Source organism: Aquimarina sp. RZ0 (assembly GCF_008370685.1).
In the GTDB taxonomy this organism is placed as follows: Bacteria; Bacteroidota; Bacteroidia; order Flavobacteriales; family Flavobacteriaceae; genus Aquimarina.
In genome coordinates, this window is record NZ_VTZU01000043.1 from 35,222 (window position 1) to 57,739 (window position 22,518).

The 22,518-nt window shown below is 33.6% G+C and carries 20 protein-coding genes; 15 read left to right on the forward strand and 5 right to left on the reverse strand.

Features of this window, described 5'->3' with window-relative positions:
- Positions 1 to 206: 206 nt before the first annotated feature.
- From F0000_RS16755 to argH, 11 genes are all read left to right on the forward strand, one after another.
- Positions 207 to 848, forward strand: coding sequence for a GNAT family N-acetyltransferase (locus tag F0000_RS16755; RefSeq protein ID WP_149625881.1), 642 nt, complete (start codon positions 207 to 209; stop codon positions 846 to 848).
- Positions 836 to 2,026, forward strand: coding sequence for an argininosuccinate synthase (locus F0000_RS16760; protein WP_149625882.1), 1,191 nt, complete (start codon positions 836 to 838; stop codon positions 2,024 to 2,026). The genes F0000_RS16755 and F0000_RS16760 overlap by 13 nt, the downstream gene beginning before the upstream one ends.
- Positions 2,023 to 3,000, forward strand: coding sequence for an N-acetyl-gamma-glutamyl-phosphate reductase (gene argC / locus F0000_RS16765; protein ID WP_149625883.1), 978 nt, complete (start codon positions 2,023 to 2,025; stop codon positions 2,998 to 3,000). The genes F0000_RS16760 and argC overlap by 4 nt, the downstream gene beginning before the upstream one ends.
- Positions 3,001 to 3,092: 92 nt before the next feature.
- Entirely contained in the window at positions 3,093 to 3,887 is a 795-nt protein-coding gene (gene proC, locus F0000_RS16770; protein WP_149625884.1) for a pyrroline-5-carboxylate reductase, read from the forward strand.
- Positions 3,888 to 3,984: 97 nt separating this feature from the next.
- Positions 3,985 to 5,124 carry an aspartate aminotransferase family protein gene (locus tag F0000_RS16775; protein ID WP_149625885.1) on the forward strand — a complete coding sequence of 380 codons (1,140 nt, stop codon included), beginning with the start codon at positions 3,985 to 3,987 and terminating at the stop codon, positions 5,122 to 5,124.
- Between the two features lie 3 nt (positions 5,125 to 5,127).
- Entirely contained in the window at positions 5,128 to 6,318 is a 1,191-nt protein-coding gene (locus tag F0000_RS16780) for a glutamate-5-semialdehyde dehydrogenase (RefSeq protein WP_149625886.1), read from the forward strand.
- Positions 6,302 to 7,096 carry a glutamate 5-kinase gene (gene proB / locus F0000_RS16785; RefSeq protein ID WP_149625887.1) on the forward strand — a complete coding sequence of 265 codons (795 nt, stop codon included), beginning with the start codon at positions 6,302 to 6,304 and terminating at the stop codon, positions 7,094 to 7,096. Before F0000_RS16780 ends, proB begins: the two co-directional genes overlap by 17 nt.
- 116 nt (positions 7,097 to 7,212) lie before the next feature.
- Positions 7,213 to 8,157, forward strand: a complete 945-nt coding sequence (locus F0000_RS16790) for an N-acetylornithine carbamoyltransferase (RefSeq protein WP_149625888.1) — start codon at positions 7,213 to 7,215, stop codon at positions 8,155 to 8,157.
- 53 nt (positions 8,158 to 8,210) lie between these two features.
- On the forward strand, positions 8,211 to 8,993 hold the full coding sequence (argB, locus tag F0000_RS16795) for an acetylglutamate kinase (RefSeq protein ID WP_149625889.1): 783 nt from the start codon (positions 8,211 to 8,213) through the stop codon (positions 8,991 to 8,993).
- A gap of 2 nt (positions 8,994 to 8,995) precedes the next feature.
- On the forward strand, positions 8,996 to 10,060 hold the full coding sequence (locus F0000_RS16800) for a M20 family metallo-hydrolase (RefSeq protein ID WP_188112158.1): 1,065 nt from the start codon (positions 8,996 to 8,998) through the stop codon (positions 10,058 to 10,060).
- Positions 10,061 to 10,133: 73 nt separating this feature from the next.
- Positions 10,134 to 11,411 (forward strand): argininosuccinate lyase, encoded by a 1,278-nt coding sequence (argH, locus tag F0000_RS16805; RefSeq protein WP_149625891.1) that lies wholly within the window; start codon positions 10,134 to 10,136, stop codon positions 11,409 to 11,411.
- 532 nt (positions 11,412 to 11,943) lie between these two features.
- On the opposite strand, the gene F0000_RS16810 is transcribed toward argH, so the two are convergent.
- The 3 genes from F0000_RS16810 to uvrA form a co-directional block, all read right to left on the reverse strand.
- Positions 11,944 to 13,041, reverse strand: a complete 1,098-nt coding sequence (locus F0000_RS16810) for an amidohydrolase family protein (RefSeq protein ID WP_149625892.1) — start codon at positions 13,039 to 13,041, stop codon at positions 11,944 to 11,946.
- Positions 13,042 to 13,342: 301 nt separating this feature from the next.
- A complete protein-coding gene (locus F0000_RS16815; protein WP_149625893.1) occupies positions 13,343 to 13,990 on the reverse strand; it encodes a peroxiredoxin-like family protein in 648 nt (215 codons plus the stop codon).
- Between the two features lie 197 nt (positions 13,991 to 14,187).
- Positions 14,188 to 16,971 carry an excinuclease ABC subunit UvrA gene (gene uvrA, locus F0000_RS16820; RefSeq protein WP_149625894.1) on the reverse strand — a complete coding sequence of 928 codons (2,784 nt, stop codon included), beginning with the start codon at positions 16,969 to 16,971 and terminating at the stop codon, positions 14,188 to 14,190.
- Positions 16,972 to 17,197: 226 nt separating this feature from the next.
- Between uvrA and F0000_RS16825 the strand changes: the two genes are divergently transcribed.
- A complete protein-coding gene (locus F0000_RS16825) occupies positions 17,198 to 17,782 on the forward strand; it encodes an RNA polymerase sigma factor (RefSeq protein ID WP_149625895.1) in 585 nt (194 codons plus the stop codon).
- A 263-nt stretch (positions 17,783 to 18,045) separates the two neighbouring features.
- Here the strand turns inward: F0000_RS16825 and nth are convergent, their stop codons facing one another.
- The gene (nth, locus tag F0000_RS16830) at positions 18,046 to 18,696 is read right to left on the reverse strand and encodes an endonuclease III (protein ID WP_149625896.1); all 651 of its coding nucleotides are present in this window, start codon (positions 18,694 to 18,696) and stop codon (positions 18,046 to 18,048) included.
- Positions 18,697 to 18,863: 167 nt separating this feature from the next.
- Here nth and bcp point away from each other — a divergent pair, with 167 nt between their 5' ends.
- On the forward strand, positions 18,864 to 19,313 hold the full coding sequence (gene bcp, locus F0000_RS16835) for a thioredoxin-dependent thiol peroxidase (protein ID WP_149625897.1): 450 nt from the start codon (positions 18,864 to 18,866) through the stop codon (positions 19,311 to 19,313).
- A gap of 75 nt (positions 19,314 to 19,388) precedes the next feature.
- On the opposite strand, the gene F0000_RS16840 is transcribed toward bcp, so the two are convergent.
- On the reverse strand, positions 19,389 to 20,834 hold the full coding sequence (locus F0000_RS16840; protein WP_149625898.1) for a TonB-dependent receptor: 1,446 nt from the start codon (positions 20,832 to 20,834) through the stop codon (positions 19,389 to 19,391).
- Positions 20,835 to 21,004: 170 nt separating this feature from the next.
- On the opposite strand from F0000_RS16840, the gene F0000_RS16845 reads away from it, so the two are divergent.
- Positions 21,005 to 21,766, forward strand: coding sequence for an MBL fold metallo-hydrolase (locus F0000_RS16845; RefSeq protein ID WP_149625902.1), 762 nt, complete (start codon positions 21,005 to 21,007; stop codon positions 21,764 to 21,766).
- 66 nt (positions 21,767 to 21,832) lie between these two features.
- On the forward strand, positions 21,833 to 22,288 hold the full coding sequence (locus F0000_RS16850) for a hypothetical protein (RefSeq protein ID WP_255452779.1): 456 nt from the start codon (positions 21,833 to 21,835) through the stop codon (positions 22,286 to 22,288).
- Positions 22,289 to 22,518 lie beyond the last annotated feature (230 nt).

The window sequence follows — 22,518 nt, forward strand, 5'->3', positions numbered from 1 at the left end:
GTTTGATAAAAAAGCGTATATCACTTTACAAAAACACCTTACCTGGAATGAAATCAATAAAATAGATAACAATTAAAACTTTTTGATATTAATAATTCAATTTTAAAATGAGTTATTTCTAATTAATTAATTAGATAGGAGAATCAAAAAGAAATTTAAAACTGAATTACATCTGACCTTGTGAAAAAGGAGATATAAATGAACAGATGAAACAGATAAAAATTATTAAAGCGACTCAGGATCATTTTCGGTATGCTCAGGAAATATGTGATGTGATATCGGATTCTGCAAAAGTTAGAGGAACAGGTATTGCTAAACGTACTCCAGATTATATACAAGCAAAGATGGAGAATGGAAATGCAATTATAGCCTTGTGTAATGGTGATTTTGCCGGATTTTGTTATATCGAAGTCTGGGGACACGAAAAATACGTGGCACATTCTGGACTTATTGTTCATCCTAATTATAGAAATCAGGGATTGGCTAAAAAAATAAAGGAATTTACGTTTAACTATTCGTTAGAAAAATATCCTTCGTCAAAAGTTTTTGGAATAACAACAGGACTGGCAGTCATGAAAATAAATTCTGATTTGGGATATAAGCCAGTTACATTTTCTGAACTGACAGATGACCCTAAGTTTTGGAATGGCTGTAAAACTTGTACTAATTATGAAATTCTTACTGCCAAAGATCATAAAATGTGCTTATGCACAGGAATGTTATACGATCCAATAAAACAGACCCCAAAAAAGGAAAAGTGGTTTGATAAAAAAATATTAAAAAGATTAAAAAATATCAAGCAGACAATGCTTGCTAGCAATAAACAATTGTTGTTATGGAAAAAGTAGTAGTAGCATATAGTGGAGGTCTAGATACTTCGTATTGTGTAAAATATCTAATTCATGAAAAGAATCTGGAGGTACATACGATATTAGTAAATACAGGTGGATTTTCTGACGAAGAACTAAAACAAACTGAAAAGAGAGCCTATGAGCTGGGAAGCACCTCTCATGTTAATAAAACAATTCTAGATGAGTTTTACCAAAAAGCAGTTAAATACTTGATTTTTGGAAATGTCCTCAAAAATAATACGTATCCGCTTTCTGTTAGTGCAGAAAGAATTTTTCAGGCGATTGAAGTGATCAATTATGCTAAAAGCGTAGGTGCAAAATATATTGCGCATGGGAGCACAGGAGCGGGAAATGACCAAATTAGATTTGATGTTATTTTTCAAACGTTAGCACCCGAAATTGAAATTATTACGCCTATCAGAGATTTAAAACTATCTCGGCAGGAAGAGGTCGAGTTTCTAGAAAAACATGGAGTGCATTATAGCTGGGAGAAAGCTCAATATTCTATAAATAAAGGGGTTTGGGGTACTAGTGTAGGTGGAAAAGAGACCTTGACATCACATAGTGCTTTACCCGATAATGCATATCCAAGCCAGCTCGAAAAAGAAAAAGAAGAAACAATAACGTTACATTTTGAAAAAGGAGAATTAAGAGGGTTAGATGGAGTAAAAGATACACCTGTCAATACTATTCAAAAACTAGAAAAATTAGCAAGCGCTTTTGCTATAGGAAGAGATATTCACGTAGGAGATACAATTATAGGTATTAAAGGAAGAGTAGGCTTTGAGGCTGCTGCGCCACTAGTTATTATTAAAGCCCATCACTTGCTGGAAAAACATGTATTGACCAAGTGGCAACAATATTGGAAAGAACAATTGGCGAATTGGTACGGGATGTTATTACACGAAGGCAATTACTTAGATCCTGTGATGCGTAATATAGAAGTATTCCTGGATGATTCTCAGAAATCAGTTACTGGTGACGTGAGAGTAAGGCTGAAACCATATCATTTTACCTTAGAAGGAATCGAATCAGCATTTGATATGATGAAATCTGATTTCGGTCAATATGGTGAGATGAATAACTCCTGGACATCAGATGATGCAAAAGGTTTTATAAAAATTTATGGCAATGCTAATAAAATATATCACAACGTAAATCCAACTGAATTATGATTAGTGTAGGGATTGTTGGGGGATCAGGATATACAGCAGGAGAACTGCTACGACTATTGGTACATCATCCAGAAGTAACGTTGGATTTTGTGTATAGTACTACAAATGCAGGCGTGTCTATTAGTAAGCAACATACAGATCTCATAGGAGACATTGATCTTGCATTTACAGATACGATCAATCCTGATGTAGATGTCGTTTTCTTATGTCTTGGTCACGGAAGATCAAGAACATTTTTAGAAAACAATACATTTTCTAGTGCTACAAAAGTGATTGATTTGGGAAATGATTTTAGATTAGAAGATGATAAAAAATTTCTGGATAGAGATTTTATATATGGATTACCAGAATTACAAAAAAATAAAATCCAATCGGCACAGAATATTGCAAATCCAGGGTGTTTTGCCACAGCAATTCAATTAGGTTTATTGCCTTTGGCTGCCGCTGCCAAATTAACCGATACAGTGCATGTTAATGCTACCACGGGAAGCACTGGGGCAGGAGTTATGCCTGGAGGAACTACCCATTTTAGCTGGAGAGATAATAATTTCTCTAGTTATAAGGTATTTACACATCAGCATTTGGGAGAAATCAATCAAAGCATACAACAATTACAAAATAGTTTTGAAGCTCCTGTATTCTTTATTCCGAACAGAGGGAATTTTAGTAAAGGGATTTATGCTACGATGTATACAAAATATCAAGGGACAGAATCAGAAGCAAAAGATTTATATGCATCCTACTATAAGGATGCTCAGTTTACTGTTGTATCTGACGAAGAAATCCATCTAAAACAGGTAGTTAATACTAATAAATGTATCCTGCATATTCGTAAAAAAGATGGAATGCTATTGATTACGTCAGTCATTGATAATTTAATAAAAGGAGCCTCTGGACAGGCGATTCATAATATGAACCTGATGTTTGGATTCGAAGAAAGAGCTGGCTTAGAATTAAAAGCAAGTGCATTTTAATAATAAGATGCTCTAGTTTACTGAAACGCGGAGAAGGTGAAAAATGAAAACGAAAATATAGTAGGCTAAGGTTTCAATAAAAAAGATAATACATGAATAAGATATCAATCATAGGAGGCGGTAATTTAGGCAAATCCATTATATCAGGATTAGCCAATAGCGAGCTGTTCGAAGCGCAGCATATTACCGTTATAGACAAATCGAAATATAATTTACAGCAAGTTGAAGAAAAATTAGGAGTAGCTACTTCGCAGGATATACCGACATCCATAAAAGATGTAAAATGGATTATTCTTTGTGTGCAACCCAGACAATTAGATGCTGTTCTACAAGAAATAAAAGATATCTTGACCAGCGATCAAATATTGATTTCTACAGTTACAGGAACGTCTATTGTAGAAATAAATGAAGTATTACCTAATAATAAGGTTGTACGGGTGATGCCTAATACAGGGGCAGCAAAGAAATTATCGATGACCTGTATTGCAGCGAATGAGGATGTAAAAGAAGAGTTGTCAATAGTAGAAAAAATGTTTAAAACTATTGGAGAAACGCTGGTGATTGAAGAACGATTAATGCAGGCAGCTACAGTTTTGGGAGCAAGCGGTATAGCATTCTTTTTGCGGTTTTTGAGAGCAATGATTCAGGGAGGTATCCAGATGGGATTCCATCCGCACGAAGCTCAGATAATAGCCGTACAAACAGCTATCGGAGCGGCAACGCTTGTAGCAGAGAATGGAACACATCCTGAGCGCGAAATAGATAAAGTAACGACACCTCAGGGATGTACAATAGAAGGCTTAAATGAAATGGAACATCAAGGGCTGAGCTCGTCTGTGATAAAGGGAGTGATGGCTTCTTATGAAAAAATAAATACGATAAAATAGTAATTAGTACAGAGAAATAAGGAATAAGATTAGACAGTAAATGTTTTATAGAGGTCATCCTTGTTATTCTAAACTAAATACTTAATACTTAAAAAAAATGAAACTATTTGATGTATATCCATTGTATGAGATCGAACCAGTAACGGCTTATGATAGTACTGTCGTAGATAAGAACGGGACAGAATATCTGGATTTGTACGGAGGACATGCGGTAATATCCATTGGTCACTCGCATCCGCATTATGTAAAAAGAATAAAAGAGCAGGTAGAAAAGATTGGTTTCTATTCTAATGCTGTTCAAAATAGTCTACAATCAGAATTAGCAGAGAAACTAGGAAAATTGTCTGGATATGATCAATACCAGTTATTTTTATGTAATTCTGGAGCAGAAGCCAATGAAAATGCACTGAAATTAGCATCTTTTTATACAGGTAAATCCAGAGTAGTAGCCTTTTATAACGGTTTTCATGGAAGAACCTCTGCAGCGGTAGCTGCAACAGATAATACTAAAATTAATGCACCACTAAATAAACAGCAAGACGTCACTTTTTTACCACTAAATGAATTAGAATTAGCCAAAACAGAGTTAGAAAAAGGTGACGTATGTGCTGTAATTATTGAACCAATTCAGGGAGTAGGTGGATTGGATGAAGGAACGACAGCGTTTTTTCAGGGATTAGAAAAATTATGTAAAGAAAATAATGTCGTATTAATCCTGGATGAAGTACAAGCAGGATACGGTAGAAGTGGTCAGTTTTTTGCACATCAATATCACAGTATTACACCAGATATAATTTCGATTGCCAAAGGGATGGGGAATGGTTTTCCAATAGGAGGAATTATGATTGTTCCTCATATAAAACCTACCTATGGTATGCTGGGTACTACTTTTGGAGGGAACCATCTGGCGTGTGTAGCTGCGATGGCTGTTTTAGAAGTAATTGAAACAGAAAACTTAATTGACAATGCTAGAATGACGGGAGAATATTTCTTGTCTCAAGTGAATAATCTACCTGGAGTGCAAAAGATAAAAGGAAGAGGCCTAATGTTAGGATTAGAATTTGATTTTGAAGTAAGTGACCTTCGTAAAAAGTTAATCTATGACGAACATATTTTTACCGGAGGAGCAATGAATAAAAAATTATTGAGAATACTTCCTCCTTTAACTGTTGGGAAATCAGAAATAGATCAGTTTATAAAAGCATTACAACATGTGTTAATAGCAGAAAAAGCATAAGATATGAGTCTAAATATATCTCAAAGAAATTCTGTATTGCAAAAAATGGCAATATTGGTGGATCAATATAGAGAAACTATTATAAAGGAAAATATAAAAGATATGGAGGCCTATGCTGGAGAGGATCTTGCTATGAGAGATCGCTTAAAAGTAGATCAAAGTAAAATAGATGGAATGATAGCGGCACTTCGGCAATTGGCAAGCCAGGAAGATCCAATAGGAGTAGAGCGGTTTCGGTTTACACATGATAATGGGATGCAGGTATATAATAAAACAGCATCTTTTGGTACGGTATTGATTATTTATGAATCCAGACCTGATGTAACTATTGAAGCAGCAGGGATTGCATTCAAATCCGGAAACAAAATTTTATTAAAAGGAGGAAAAGAATCTTTGAATTCTAATCTCGAAATCGTAAAACTTTGGCATCAGGCATTATCAGATTATGATATTCCTGCAGATTGGGTGGAGTATCTAAATTATAATAGAAATGAAACTCAGGCATTTTTGGAAAAACCAACGCAAAAAGTAGACTTGATAGTTCCTAGAGGAGGAGAAAGATTGATAGCATTTGTAAAAGAACATGCTACGTGCCCGGTAATAGTAAGCGGTAGAGGAAACAACTTTGTGTATGTCCATAATGAAGCAGATAAAGCGTTGGCGTTAGAAAATATAATTAATGGGAAAACAAATAAAATTTCGGCCTGTAATGCTGTAGATAAAGTATTAATAGATACGAACCTTCCTAACAAAAAAGATTTTGTACAAGAGCTGATTACAAATCTTACAAATCATAATGTAGAAATATTGGGAGATAAGCATGTTTCAAAATTTAATGATGTAAAACCAATACCAGATGAGGATATATGGCAGGAAGAATTTTTGGATTACAAAATCGTATTAGGAGAAACAGAAAACACACCAGAAGCAATTTCGAAGATAAATACGTATAGTGGAGGACATTCTGCAGTGATCATTACAAAAAACCAGGAAGCTGCAGATACGTTTATGGCAGAAGTAGATTGTGCAGCAGTATATCATAATGCTTCTACACGATTTACAGATGGTTTTCAACTGGGATTAGGAGGAGAGCTAGCAATTAGTACAGATAAATTACATCAGAGAGGTCCTATTGGATTACAACATTTGGTGACAAATAAATGGTATATACATGGGAATGGGCAGATCAGATAAGAAGAGAATTGTACTCAAAGTAGGATCTAATGTACTGACCAAAGGAACAGATCATATTTCCAGAGGTAAGATAGAAGATATTGGTAGTCAAATAGTAGCACTACAAGATGACTATGAATTTGTCATTGTGAGTTCTGGAGCGATTGCTGTAGCCAAGCAATTTGTAAATTTAGAGAGTAATGGAATACCGATCAATGTAAAACAGGCACTGGCGGCAATAGGACAGCCACATTTAATGAGAATTTTTCAGGAAAGTTATCGAGACCTGGGGTTATTAACATCTCAATGCCTACTTTCTTATTCAGATTTTGAAAGAGAGCAATCCAAAAAAAATATAGTGAATACGATTAATGTACTGATCGCGAATAATTATATACCTATTATTAATGAAAATGATACTGTGGCAACTGATGAAATTCAGTTTGGAGATAATGATAAGTTAGCAGCATTAACAGCATCTTTGTTAAAAGCAGATATATTAGTAATAGCAACAAATACCAATGGTATATGCACAAAGGAGTCTGTAGAAAATAAAACATATCAAACAATCACTGAAGTAGCGGATATTAATTCATTAGAGAAAGAGATTGTTGCAGAGATTTCAACACATGGGACAGGAGGAATGAAATCTAAAGTACAGGCAGCAAAAATAGCACAGGATTCTGGTATAAAAACCTGGATTGTAAATGGATTAGGAGATAATTTTATAATCAATGCGATGCATAAAAAAGTTCCCTTTACCAGTGTTAAACCTGAAAGTGAAAAAGAAAAAATATAATAATAAAGAACCACAAAGTTGAGAGAATATAGCCGCATTCAAGAGGATAATAATATGCTTTTAAGCAGGCTTGAATAAGTCTTTACGCTGTCTTCTTTACTCATAAAAGGATATATATGAATAACTATTTTTCTATAAATGATATTGACTCCCTCGGTAATTGGGTGAATGAGGCAATTGAGATGAAGAAGAACCCTTTGTCAAATAAGACATTAGGAACAGATAAGACCTTAGGATTATTATTTTTCAATCCCAGTTTACGTACGCGTTTGAGTACACAAAAAGCAGCTTTAAATTTGGGAATGAATGTTATTGTTATGAATTTTACGGGAGAAGGATGGTCTCTGGAGTATGGTGATGGTACTATAATGGATCAGGGTACTTCTGAACACGTAAAAGAAGCAGCACAGGTAGTTTCCCAATATTGTGATGTATTGGCGATAAGAGCTTTTGCAAAATTAGAAAATAGGGAAGATGATTATAATGAGAACGTATTAAAGAATTTTATACAGTATGCCACAATTCCTGTAATTAATATGGAAAGTGCTACTGGACATCCGCTACAAGCATTAACAGATGCTATCACAATAACAGAACATAAAATAATTGATAAGCCAAAGGTTGTATTATCATGGGCACCGCATCCTAAAGCCTTACCACAGGCAGTTGCTAATTCTTTTGTAGAGATGATGCAATGCATGGATGCAGATTTTGTAATTACCCATCCAATGGGGTTTGAGTTAGCCAGTCAGATTACCAAAAAGGTGCCCATTGATTACAACCAAGAAAATGCATATAAGGATGCAGACTTTGTATATGTAAAGAATTGGAGCTCATATAATGATTATGGCAAGATATTAGAGGACAATAGCTGGAGAATAACAGCACAAAAAATGCAATTGACCAATAATGCAAAATTTATGCATTGTTTACCAGTAAGAAGAAATGTAGTGGTCGATGATGCTGTTATTGATAGTAAAAACTCTATTGTAATCAAACAAGCAAATAATAGGACCTATGCAGTACAACTAGTGTTAAAAAAGATATTAGAGAATATATAAATTAATTAGACCCTCTATTCTGTAATGATGACTAGATACGATAATAATTGAAAATGAAGAAACAAAAACTGTTAGTAGCAAAGATCGGTGGCAATATCATTGAAAATGAAGAGGCGTTACGTTCTTTTTTAGAAGATTTCTCAAAGGTTGAAAACCCAAAGATTCTAATTCATGGAGGAGGAAAATCTGCTACGAAGCTAGCCTCTAGATTAGGAGTAAAAACTGAGATGATTGACGGGAGAAGAATTACTTCTACAGAGAACCTGGATATTGTTGTGATGACCTATGCCGGATTGTTGAATAAAACGATAGTTTCGGGGCTGCAAAAATATCATTGCAATGCTTTAGGGTTAACCGGAGCAGATGCTAATGTGATTACAGCAGATAAAAGACCAGTTCAGTTTGTAGACTACGGATATGTAGGCGATGTTACAAAAGTAAATAATAGAACTATTAAAGGGTTTCTCGAGCTAGGTATAACTCCTGTTTTTTGTGCTGTAACTCATGATCAGCAGGGTCAGCTTTTTAATACAAATGCTGATACAATAGCTTCAGAAGTAGCATCGGCTATGGGGGAATTATATGATGTTTCTCTTTTCTATTGTTTTGAGCTAAAAGGAGTGCTAGAAAATATTGAAGATAAAAACTCTGTAATCGAACATATCAATTTAGAAAAATATTCAGCATTAATAGATGCAGGAATTATTGCAGATGGTATGCTACCCAAAATTCAGAACTGTTTTGACGCTTTACAAAAAAATGTAAGCAAAGTACATATTGCCAATGCCGAATTTATAAAAGATACTACAACCAAGCATACGACTCTAAGTCTATAAATATGATAGAAAAACTGACAGATCAAGCGATTGAGCTTTTACACAAATTGATAGAAACCCAATCTTTTTCATCAGAAGAAGAAGGAACTGCGCAATGGATTGAGAATTGGTTCATACAAAGAGCAATACCTTTTGAAAGAGAACATCATAATATCTGGGCATATAACAAGTATTTTGATAAAGATAAACCCACGATTTTATTAAATTCTCATCACGATACCGTAAAACCTAATGGGAATTATACTAATGATCCATTTAACGCATTCGTAGAAGATGGTAAATTGTTTGGTCTGGGAAGTAATGATGCAGGAGGTTGCTTAGTATCATTAATAGCTACGTTTACCTATTTTTATGAAAGAAAAGATCTGAACTATAATTTTGTTATAGCCGCTACAGCAGAAGAAGAAAATAGTGGGCCTTTAGGATTAAAAAGTATACTGAAATACCTAAAAAATGTAGAATTTGCGATCGTAGGAGAGCCTACCTTAATGCAGTTGGCAATCGCAGAAAAAGGGTTGTTAGTGTTGGATGTCTCGATAAAAGGAACTGCAAGCCATGCGGCACATCCTAATACAGACAATTCTATTTATAACGCGCTAGAGGTTATTAAGTGGTTTAAAGAGTATGCGTTAGAGAAGAGTTCAGAAACTCTGGGTAAAGTAAAGATGACGGTTACTCAGATTAGTGCCGGAAATCAACATAATGTAGTGCCATCTCATTGCGATATTGTTGTAGATATTAGAGTGAATGACAGGTATAAAAATGAGGAGATTTTAGAAATTGTAAAAAAAGCAATGCCAGAGAATGTTGAGGTACAACCAAGATCGTTACATCTGGGATCTTCATCAATACCAAAAGATCATCCAATAGTACTATCGGGGGTTGGTTTAGGAAGAACGACTTATGGCTCTCCTACCTTATCAGATCAATCTGTTTTAAGTTGTCCATCATTAAAACTAGGTCCGGGAGATTCTACCAGATCTCATTCTGCAAATGAATTTATCTATGTGGATGAGATCAGAGAAGGAGTGGATTTGTATATAAAAATTTTAGAAGGAATCGTTTAAATCGAATAAGGAGAGTGGTAAAAAAGATTTATACTATCTTTTTACTACGCTAAAAAAGATAATAAATATAAATATGAAACTTTGGGACAAAGGATTACCAACAGATCAAAAGATTGATATGTTTACCGTAGGTAATGACAGGCAATTGGATTTGGTAATAGCCAGGTATGATATAAAAGCGACATTGGCACATGCCAAAATGCTACATAAGATCAAATTGCTTTCTGATGATGATATTACGGCAATTGAAAAAGAATTAGAGGTGCTATCACAACAAGTTGAGGATGGAACTTTTATAATTGAAGATCAGTTTGAAGATGTACATTCTAAAATAGAATTTGAATTAACAAAAAAGATAGGAGATGCCGGTAAACGTATTCATACAGCAAGATCCAGAAATGATCAGGTATTGGTGGCAATGCACTTGTATCTAAAAGATGAATTATTACTGATCAAATCTCAGGTTAAGGAGTTATCAGAAAACCTGATATCCAGTGCAGCAGAGCATAAAGATGTTTTACTGCCGGGATATACACATTTGCAGATTGCTATGCCATCGTCATTTGGCTTATGGTTTTCTGCCTATGCAGAGAGTTTTGTTGATGATTTATATTTTGTAAATGCTGCTTTAAAGGTAGTAGATCAAAACCCATTAGGAAGTGCAGCTGGATACGGTAGTTCCTTTCCTATTGATAGAGAGTTTACCACAAAAGAGCTAGGTTTTGAAACCTTGAAATATAATGTAGTCGCGGCTCAGATGAGTAGGGGTAAATCAGAAAAATCAACCGCTTTTGCTATGAGCAGTGTGGCAGGAACGCTCTCCAAACTTGCTATGGATGTCTGTCTGTATATGAGTCAGAATTTTAATTTTATGAGTATTCCCTCAGAGCTGACTACAGGATCCAGCATTATGCCCCATAAGAAGAACCCTGATGTCTTTGAACTGATTAGAGGTAAATGTAATAAAATACAAGCATTGCCATATGAATTGAGTTTACTGACTAATAATTTACCAAGTGGATATCATAGAGATTTACAATTATTAAAAGAAGGTATTGTACCAGCAATCCAGGATCTTAAGGCATCTTTGGAAATGGCAATTTATGCATTAAAAAGTGTAACCGTAAATACTACAATCCTCGAAGATGATAAGTATGATTACCTCTTTAGTGTAGATACCTTAAATGAATTGGTAATGCAAGGAATGTCATTTAGAGATGCATATGTAAAAATTGGACTTGATATCGAAAAAGGAACCTATAAACCAGAAAAGAATACAAAACATAGCCATATAGGTAGTATTAATAACTTATATTTGAATAAAATTAAAGAAAAATTAAGTTTTATTTAGTAAAAGTGTTAATTATTTACATCTTTGTGTAAGTATAAACTTGTAAGCGCTGTACAAGTAGCATTTATAAACATATGGAAGAAAAGCTGAAGCATGTTTAATTGAGTGTAAGTTGAGTTAGTTTAATTTTTAGCTTCAGCCTAGACCCCCAAAGGAGTAGTTAACCATTGGGGGTTGTTTTTTTAGTATTAAGTTTCCTGTTTTATCGGTAATACGATTTGTGATTAAAAAATTCGTATAAATTCATTGAATTATTTTTTCTTTATGCAAGGCAAAAAAATCAAGCATAGCTATAGCTACGGTTTATTTTTTAAACGAAGTAGAAAGGAAAAAGAAACGATGAATATGCGAAATTTTTAGTTATAAATCGTATAATACCTATTCTTAGATGAAATCACTGTAAACTGAATCAAATTATTTTCTAATTCAGATGAGAAACAAAAAGAAATGATTGTAGTAGGTAATTTCATTTGAGAATTGAGTAATGATTTGAATTTGCCGGAAGAACATGTCCTCTTGTTTAATTTCAAGTTTATTGTGGAAATAAACTGAGATCAATATTAGGGATTACTTTTAAGGCATTTTTATAATATAATTTCCTTAAAACGTCATCATCAAGATCTAAACCATACATTTTCCAGAAAGCGTGATATCTTTTATAATAAGGAAAATATTCATCATTGGTTTCTAATACTCTGAAATACGTGTAGTATTCTTCAGGATTCCAGGAATCTTTACCAAACATTACCCGATCCTGATATTTAGTAAGAAAAGCTTTTGCGTTGCGAGGTTGCCGTCCTAATTCTGCGATTACGGCTCCAATTTCGGTATACATATTAGGTATTTCGTCTAGTAACTGCCCTAATTTTGCAAGATTATTACCGTACCATCCGAGATGGGCATTAATAAATTTAGTGTTTTTATGTCGTTTGAAGATTGTATGTTGCTCTTGTATGATGGTTTCCCACGCCCCTGTTACGGTAGCATCTCTTTTTCGCCTGGAACGTAATTTTAATTCCAACCAGCGTTCATTCTTATGATCGTGAGCATCCCAGAAGGGTTTTGGATCGGCAGCATGAATTAAAACAGGAATACCCAATTCACCACATTTTTCCCAAACAGGATCGATGCGAGGGTCATTAATTTTGATACGATTACCTTTACTATCTTTATTATCCATCCCTTGACTTTTATATATTTTAAGTCCGTTGGCTCCTAGTTTTACATCTTTTTCCACTTGAGCCACTGTTTTTGCAGTCCAACCGGGATTATCAATTCCGTTAAGATCGATATTCGTAAATACGATAAATCGATTGGAATAATTGGTTTTTACATTTTCAATAGCTCCTTTTAGATGCTCGTCAGATCCTCTACCACGACCAGATAAGTTTACCATAACTCCCATGTTTAATTTATCCATTTCTGAAACTAATTTGCTTAGATCCTGACTGGGCATACTGAACTGGTGATTATGTACATCTATAAAAGGGAATTTGGCACTTTTAATCGCCGTTTCGTGAACAACAAGAGTAGAAGGCGGATCGTAGTCTTCAAATTCCATTTTTTGTGCAATAGATTGAGTGCTGATTGTTATAAACAATAGACGTAATAAAAATGTACAGGATTTCATGAAAAAAGGATTAGGATTTGACTATTGTACCATTTCTGATTTAAAGTTACCCATTCAAATTTACTCCATTTCGTTTATCTACTTCAAAACAAAAAATAGTTGCTTTTTTATTTGAGTATTTTTTAAATGGGATTAATATTATAAATATATGATAATCATTACCACTGGAAGAAAGCTTAACATTTTTAGTTAAAAAAAGAAATCTCGTCACAATATGCGATGACAAGATTTCTTATAAGTAATCAAGTAATAGTTTATCTAAAGAATCTTATCCCAAAAATGCCTAAATGCACAATGGGTTCTAATTATTTGTTTTTAAGGTGTTTATTATTTCTTTTGGATCGGCTCTTTTTTTATAATCTTCTTTAATAAAGTCATAGATTATCATTCCGTTTTGATCAATGATGTATGTTGCAGAGATGGGTAATTGATGTTTTGGAGTACCATTACTTTTAACTAAATCAATGCCAAAACCTTCATACACTTCGACTAAATCATCTGATAAAGAAAATGCAAGATTGAATTCTTTGGCGATCTTATTATCTTTATCAGAAAGAACTTCAAAACTTAAATTATTTTCTTCTGTTGTAGAAAGAGAATTATCTGGCGTTTCCGGACTGATTGCTACTAATATAGCACCGAGTTTTTCAAACTCTGATAACGAATCCTGTAAAGCTTTTAATTCTAGATTACAATAAGGGCACCACCCACCTCTGTAAAAAGAAAGAATTACTATATTCTTAACTAACAAATCTTGAACCGAAATATTTTTGCCAATGGCATTAGGCAAGATGATTTCAGGAATTTTGTCTCCTGTTTTTAGCGCTTTTGATACTAGTTTTGTTTCCTTTAATGTTTGTATTCCTTGATTCATTACCGTATGAATATCATCAGAATATTTTTCTGCTGATTGCGCTGCTCTGCTTTCTAATTGTTCTGTAAGTGTCATTATATATAAGTTTTATACCATTTCTGATTTGTGAAATTACCTTTTCAGATTTACTCGATAATCGAGATTTAAATGCTCTGAAGCTTGCCTCGAAATCAAAATGTTTTTTCAATCAATGCCTCGGCTTGCCACAAGGTAGTTTACTTTTTTTATTTAAGGGACTTGTAAAACAGAAATAGTAGTGTATTTTGGAATAATTATAATAGCTTCTCTTTTAAGTACTGCCCGGTATAGGATTTTTTTACCTTACAGATCTCTTCTGGAGTTCCCTGAGCGATGATATTTCCTCCTTGTATTCCACCTTTAAGACCTAAATCTATTACATAATCAGCACATTTTATCAGATCCAGATTATGTTCAATCACCAGAATTGAATGCCCTTTATCAATAAGTTCATTAAAGGATTTTAGCAGTTTTTGTATGTCATGGAAATGCAATCCTGTTGTAGGTTCATCAAAAATAAAGAGTGCTTTGTCTTTGGTATTTCCTTTTACCAAAAATGACGCAAGTTTTATACGTTGCGCTTCTCCACCAGATAATGTAGAAGAACTTTGTCCTAATTGCACGTATCCTAATCCAACATCTTGTAGAGGTTTAATCTTTTTTATAATCTTGGTCTGCTTGTGATCTGTAAAAAAGTCAATAGCAGTATCTATGGTCATGGTGAGGATATCATCAATATTTTTGTTCTCGAAAGTAACCTCTAATACATCTTTCTTAAAACGTTTTCCATTACAGGTTTCACATTCCAGATGAACATCTGCCATAAATTGCATTTCGATAGTAACTTCTCCTTCACCCTTGCATGTCTCACATCTACCACCATCCACATTAAAAGAAAAATGCTTAGACTGATAGTTTCTTATTTTAGATAGTTTCTGACTGGCAAACAGACTGCGAATATCATCATATGCCTTGATATAGGTTACAGGATTAGATCTTGAGGAACGACCTATAGGGTTTTGGTCTACAAACTCTACATGTTTGATATTACTATAATTTCCTTTGAGTTCTGTAAACTGTCCTGCTTTTTCTCCATAACCTCCTAATTGTTTTAATATCGCAGGATATACAATTTTTTTGACCAATGTACTTTTTCCGCTACCAGAAACTCCTGTGATTGCGGTAAAAATGCCTAACGGAATTTTTACATCTATATTTTTCAGATTGTTTTCTCTTGCACCAAGTATTTCAAGATAATATTTAGAAGTCTGTCTGGTTTCAGGAACTTCGATTTTCATTTCTCCGTGTAAGTATTTTGCGGTAAGAGAATCTGATGTAAGAATTTCATCAAAATTTCCTGTTGCCACAACATGACCACCATAGGTTCCTGCTTCTGGTCCAATATCAATAATTTCATCTGCAGCTCTCATGATATCTTCATCATGTTCGACTACAATTACAGTGTTGCCAAGATCACGAAGCGATTGCAGCACTTTGATAAGTTTTTCTGTATCCTTTGGGTGTAAACCGATACTTGGCTCATCAAGTATGTACATAGATCCTACTAAACTACTGCCTAAAGATGTAGCTAAATTGATACGCTGAGATTCTCCTCCCGATAGTGTGTTTGATTTTCTGTTTAGTGTAAGGTATTGTAATCCTACATTGTCTAAGAATTCTAATCGACTGGTAATTTCTTTTAGTAGGCGTTTCCCGATTTGAGCATCATATTTGTTGAGTTCAAGGTTTTTAAAGAAAACCGAAAGTTCATTTAGTGGTTTTTCAACAAGATCTGTAAGCGTTGCATCTCCAATTTTGACATAGTTAGTTTCTGGTCGCAGGCGTTTTCCTTTGCATGTAGCACATTTTGTTTTTCCTCGATACCGAGAAAGCATCACTCTATTTTGTATTTTATAAGCCTTAGATTCTAATTCAATAAAAAAGTTGTCAATACCTTCAAAATGTTCATTTCCTTTCCAGATCAGTTCTTTTTGTTCTTTTGATAATTCAAAATAAGGTTTGTGTATAGGGAAATCAAACTTATAGGCAGTATTTACCAACTGGTCTTTATACCACCCCATTGTATCTCCTTTCCAGGGAAAAATAGCTCCTTCAAATACACTCAAAGAGGTGTTGGGGACAACTAAGTCCTCGTCAATACCAATGACATCACCATAACCTTCGCACTCTGGGCATGCTCCGTAGGGATTATTAAAACTAAAAAGATGTGCATTAGGTTCCAGAAAGGACATGCCATCAAGCTCAAACTTATTGCTAAACTGGCGTAGCTTATGATCTCTTAGGACTTCTACAAAACAACTTCCTTTTCCTTCAAAAAACGCAGAGCTTACAGCATCTGCCAGGCGGTTATAAAAATCTTCTTCCTCTCTTTTTATAATACGGTCGATAACCAGAAAAACGATATCCTTTTTTGTAATATTTGCTTCTTCAATTCTACTAATAGTATCATTTATTTTTACACGAGCATATCCTTGTTGCTGTAGTACCTTTAATTTCTCTTCTGTTGTTCTGCCGTTTTCTACATGAATAGGAGCCAGGAGTAAAAGTTTTTCTCCATCCTCAAATGATTTTACATATTGAATAACATCAGTAACAGTATCTTTCTTCACCTGATTTCCAGAAATAGGGGAGTACGTTTTTCCGATTCTTGCGTACAATAATTTTAAATAATCATAAATTTCTGTGGTTGTCCCAACGGTAGATCTTGGATTGGTAGAGTTTACTTTCTGCTCAATCGCTATAGCAGGGGCAATTCCTTTTATATAGTCAACTTTTGGTTTGTTGAGTCTTCCCAAAAACTGCCTTGCATACGAGGATAAACTTTCTACATACCTTCGCTGACCCTCTGCATACAGTGTGTCAAAAGCAAGGCTAGATTTGCCAGAACCAGATAATCCAGTAATAACAACCAGCTTGTTACGAGGGATAACTGCGTCCAGGTTTTTGAGATTATGAAGCTTAGCTCCTTTGATTAATATATTGTGTTTAGGATCTAGTGTAGTAATATCTCGAATCATAGTAAATATGCGGTAAGAGCACAAATATAAGGGTATTATGATTGATTGAGATTGAAAGTTGAGTTAAAAAAATTAACAAAAAATGTTTTTTTCTCAAGTATTGTTATTATATTAGCGGTCTCAAATTTAACTTAACTAAAACTGAATTGCCTATTGTAATACTTCTACTTTTAAGTTTAACATAGCCCGAGCCCCAAGCTTGTTGGTACTAAAATTAAGTAATAGTATGAAAGATTACACTCTATCAGACGCTGTATTGGTAAACAGTTACATTAAAGGGGACGAAAGTGCCTTATCTACTTTAATTGAGCGTCACAAACAACGTATTTACAGTTTTATTTATTCCAAAGTTTTTGATCGCGATGTGTCAGAAGACATTTTTCAGGATACTTTTATAAAAGTAATTCGAACGCTAAAACTAGGAAAATATAACGAAGAAGGAAAATTTCTACCGTGGGTAATGCGCATTGCGCACAATTTGGTCATTGATCATTTCAGAAAAGGAAATCGTATGCCAAAATTCGAAGATAATGGAGAATTTAGTATTTTTTCGATTATCAGTGATGGAGATCTTAATGCAGAAAAGAGAATCATTAAAGATCAGGTAGAGGAAGATTTGCGTAACCTGATTCAGGAGTTACCAGAAGATCAAAAAGAAGTACTGGTTATGCGCATGTACAGAGATATGAGTTTTAAAGAAATTTCTGATAAAACGGGAGTAAGTATTAATACTGCGCTTGGAAGAATGAGATATGCCTTGATCAATCTAAGAAAGGTTATTGAAAAAAATAACATCGTTTTGACAAATTAACAATTATTTATACAATAAAGTATTGTTTGCCTCGTTATTTATTATAAATAACCCTTATTTTAAGATTAGTAATATGGCAAAATTTTACTTTACGTCATCTTCTCACAAAGAAGAACAGCAGTTAGTACCAAAGAGAATAACAGTAGATTTACTGTTGAATTATTCAAAAGCTTTAAGTGTTATAGATTACAAAAATATGAAGTTTGAAGCGCTTCTAAATTAAAACTAAACTTTTTATAAGAGACCTACCAAAAATAGGTCTCTTATTTTTTTAGGTATTCGTTAATTACCGTTTTTCTTCCTATAGTCTTTGTTATAATATCCTTCTCAAGATTCCATCCTCTTGCAGGCGAATATTCTCGACCATACCAAATAATTTGTAGATGTAGATCATTCCAGATTTCCTTAGGAAATAATCGTTTGGCATCTTTTTCTGTTTGTGTTACATTTTTTCCATTACTAAATCCCCATCGATATAATAAGCGATGAATATGAGTATCTACAGGAAAAGCAGAAACACCAAAAGCCTGAGACATAACTACGCTAGCTGTTTTATGACCTACAGCAGGTAGTGCTTCTAGGTCCTCAAAACTTTGTGGAACCTCCCCATTATGTTTGTCTATTAATATCTGAGAAAGCCCATGAATTCCTTTGGCTTTCATAGGACTTAGTCCTACAGGCCTGATAATATCTCTGATTTCTTCTACAGATAATGTTACCATGGCATATGGATTATCTGCTCGTTTGAACAAGAGCGGAGTAATCTTATTGACCCTAACATCTGTGCTTTGAGCACTCATTAATACTGCAATTAATAAAGTGTATGGATCTTTATGGTCTAGTGGTATAGGAATTCTAGGATATAATTCCTTAAGTGTTTTAATTGTAAAATCTACCTTTTCCTGTTTGGTCATTGTATTATAAATTTTATGCTAAAGTATGAAATATTTGAAGGGGGCAAATAGAATTTCAAGGGCTAAATTTTTGATAAAACGAAGTGTTATAATTATTTTTTGTTTTAATTTTATGAAAAAATATTAAACAAACGGTAATTTTTTAGTTCACATAAAATCATTTGCAAATGACTACATTAAAAGCAGGAGATAAGGCTCCTCAATTTTCAGCATTAGATCAGGATGGAAATACAATTACACTGTCTGATTATAAAGGGAAAAAACTAGTTGTTTTTTTCTATCCCAAAGCTAGTACACCTGGATGTACTGCAGAAGCGTGCAATCTAAAAGATAATTATCAGACATTTCTGTCTCAGGGATATGAAATTCTAGGTGTAAGCGCCGATAGTGCTAAACGACAACAAAACTTTAAAAATAAGTTTGAATTACCGTACCCTTTATTAGCGGATGAAGATAAAAATGTAATTGAAGCATTTGGTGTTTGGGGACCTAAGAAATTTATGGGTAAAGAATATGATGGAATCCATCGTACTACTTTTGTAATTGATGAAAATGGAGTTTTATCTGATGTAATTACCAAAGTGAAGACAAAAGATCATGCTGCTCAAATATTATAAATAAAAAAGCAAAAGGATTTTTATGAATATTTGTAGAAATCCTTTTGCTATATAATACAATGACGTATTATGCTTTTAGGCTGTTTCAGTTTCTCTATAACCAAACAAGTTATTCTCTTTGATCATTTCAGGAATAAGCTCTGGTAACTGATCTTCCCAACCTGGAATTCCATTTTGTATCTTTTGTAAGACTTCCCTAGAAAAAATATTCATAATAGTATCATCATAATCCGTGATATCCTGTAGTTTACCATTATGTTTGAAGAATTTATATAATTCTTTCATTCTAGGATGTACTTTGAGTGTTTCGCTAGTAGTCAATATTCCTGTTTCTTGATCTTTTAATGGGTATAAATATACTTTTAAATCCTTAAAGAAAAGTTTTCCAAAAGCTTCAAGAATACCACCACTGAGTTGGCGGTAATATTTCTCATCAAAGATATCAATCATATTATTAACCCCCATGGCTAATGCCATACGTTCTTTAGTATAATTAGAAAAGTATTCTACCACTTTATAATATTCCTGAAAATTAGAAATCATAACTGTTTGCCCCAGGGAACATAATAATCTTGCTCTTGCCATAAAATCTTCTTCATCAATCTCTCCTTCTGCTCTTAGATTTGATAGTGTAATCTCAAAAATTTCAACTGTCTTATCCTTATTTACTTTGTTCTCATTGAGAAACATGTTAAGAGACTTTTTGTAGATATCCATATTTACTTTAGTTACTGGTCTAAAGCTTCCTCTCATTGCCAGAATGTTCTTTTTGTATAATATGGCACCAGGTAAAATATTGTTTCCATCGGGACCAAACATAACAGCTTCTGTCATTCCATTCTTGACTAGTTGCAAACTCATCAATCTATTATCTACTTTTTTATATCTGGGACCCGAAAAGTTGATCGTATCAATTTCTATTTGATCCTTGTCCAGATGGTCATATAAATAGCGTAACAATTTTTTTGGATTATCATATTTATAATATGCACCATAGATAAGATTTACTCCCAATACTCCAAGTGTCATTTGCTGTAGCTTGGCATCGTTTTCATGAAAACGAATGTGTAATATTATTTCGTTATAATCTTCATCAGGCTTTGTCTGATATCGAATGCCTACCCAACCATGTCCTTTGTATTTTTTCGCAAAATCAATTGTTGCTACTGTATTAGCATAACTAAAAAATAATTTATTTGGATGTTTTTCTCTTTTAATCCGTTTTTCAATTAAACCACTTTCGTGCTGTAGCATTTTTTTTAAACGTGCTTCGGTTACATAGCGTTTATCATCCTCTATTCCATAAATAGCATCACTAAAATCCTTATCATAGGCACTCATTGCTTTTGCTATAGTACCAGAAGCACCTCCAGCTCTAAAAAAATTGCGAGCCGTTTCCTGACCGGCACCGATTTCTGCAAAAGTTCCGTAGATATTAGCGTTTAAATTAATACGTAAAGCTTTACTTTTAAGTGAGGGGACTGATTCGAATTCTTTGTCTCCCATAATAGTAATAGGCATAGTGAAATGGGCTTTTTTTGTTTAATGTAAAGTTACTAATAGATTGACTATAATTAATAGAACGCACTGCAAATTTTTATATTTTATATTTTATATAAATAAGCGTGTAGAGAATGAATTACTTTTTGAGCAAAAAAATTATAATTACATTTGCTGTCATTCAATATCGTATGGAGGTTATATTTTTAGGTACTGGGACATCGCAGGGAATTCCGATTATAGGGAGTGATCACCCTGTATGCCTTAGTAAGGATCCTAGAGATAAACGATTACGAGTTTCTGTTTTGATATCTTGGGATGATTATACATATGTAATAGATTGTGGCCCTGATTTCAGGCAACAAATGCTCAACAATAATGTAAGAAAAATCGATGGTATTATTTTTACTCATGAGCATGCAGATCATACGATGGGAATGGATGACATTCGTCCATTCTTTTTTAGACAAGGCGATATTCCTGTGTATGCGCATAAGAGAGTGCTAAACGTTTTAAGAAACAGATTTAATTATATTTTTTCGTCTGAAAATAAATATCCAGGTGCGCCTAGTGTTATCGAAAATGAACTGACTAACCAACCATTTACACTAGGCAGTCTGGATGTGATTCCTATAGATACAATGCACAATCGTCTGCAAGTGTTTGGTTTTAGATTTAAAAATTTTGCATATTTAACAGATGTAAAAACTATAGAGGATGAAGAAATAGAAAAATTAAAAGGCGTTAAGGTTCTTGTAATTAATGCGTTAAGAATAGAACCACATCATTCACATTTTAATTTAGAAGAAGCATTACAATTTATTGTCAAAATACAACCGGAGAGAGCTTATCTTACTCATATAAGTCATATGTTGGGGTTTCATGAAGAAGTTCAGCAACAATTACCCAAAAATGTATTTATAGCTTACGATAATCTAAAAATTATAATCTAATTTATGAAAAGCAGGATTTTTTTATACTTATTTATTTTTTCATTACTATTTATATTATTTCAATTTATGAATGCTAAAAAGGCCAAAGAGTCTTATGATGGTAAAATTGAGAATCTAATGGCAAAAATAGAAGAAAAAGAAAAAGTAATTATTTCCAGAGATAATCAAAAGGATTCGTTGATAGATAAAATTTTGGATATGACCTATTTTTCCATGGAAACTGATGAAGAAGCAATCAATTATTTTGAAGAACAAGGATATGATGCAAAAAAGTTAAGTCTGACAATAAGTGATCAAATCATAAGTCAGAATAAGGCTGGTGTTGATAATCCGATTGTTCCTTTTGTTGGTATGGAAGGTAAAATGGCAATTAATAAAGTTCACCTGCTCAATCATAAATGGATTATCGCCGATTTTACAGATGGGGTCTACTGGGGGCAATTATTTATTGTTTATGATTTGAGAAAAGATGGAATTGTCGATTTTGAAGTTGAAAAATCATTTTTGTATCCTAAAAATTAGAATGTAAAAGGACACAGTATCGACACGTAAAAAAATCGAATATTTAGTTTGATTTAAAAAGACCTGTCTATGGTATAGACAGGTCTTTTTTGTTGTGGTATAAAAAAATAAGCTGGTTAATTATGATTGTAGACCATTTCTCAAATGAAATTACCGACTAAAATCATTTCTTTTTGTTTCACACTTCAAAATAAAAAGTATCAATAGCGCTGCTATCTATGAATTTTCTT